Source organism: Agrobacterium sp. a22-2 (genome assembly GCF_012276985.1).
GTDB lineage: Bacteria > Pseudomonadota > Alphaproteobacteria > Rhizobiales > Rhizobiaceae > Allorhizobium.
The window spans coordinates 1-472 of the sequence record NZ_JAAXMM010000052.1 but is presented as its reverse complement, the minus strand read 5'-3'; the positions used below and the strand labels follow the sequence as shown (position 1 = coordinate 472).

Sequence of the window (472 nt, the reverse complement as noted above, 5' to 3'; positions counted from 1 at the left end):
TAAATAAAGTATGTATCTGTAAGTCTTGCTTCTGCTTGGAAGCCAGCTTGAGTTAGTTTGTTGAGCAAAACATCAGGTTGATAATAAATTTTAAATATCTGAAACTCTCGTTCGTCATTTAACTTGCGCTTTTGGTAAATTTCATTTTTGTCTTGGAGCGGATGATCTTTAGCTGAAGATGTTATTTCAAAATAAGAGTCAATAATTAAGACTTTGCCACCTGGTAAAACTGAGTTGTAAACTTTGCTCAAAAACTCATCAACTTTTACAGGGGGAATGTGAGATAACCAAAAAGAAAAGAAAACTAGATCGTATTGTTTATCTGGTTGCCATGAAAATAAATCTAGCTGTCGATATTCCACGTTACAAGCATTGATTTTATGTTGATTAATTTCAATCATTTCTTGGGAAGCATCTATCGCTGTAACTTGCTTACCAATCTTCGCTAATTCTTGCGTCCAAATTCCCGTAC

The 472-nt window shown here is 34.1% G+C and carries 1 protein-coding gene; it reads right to left on the bottom strand.

Going from position 1 to position 472, the window contains the following annotated elements; translation table 11 throughout:
- Positions 1 to 472, bottom strand: a 472-nt coding sequence (locus tag HFC70_RS26330) for a class I SAM-dependent methyltransferase (protein WP_168476293.1), incomplete at both ends; no start/stop codon positions are given.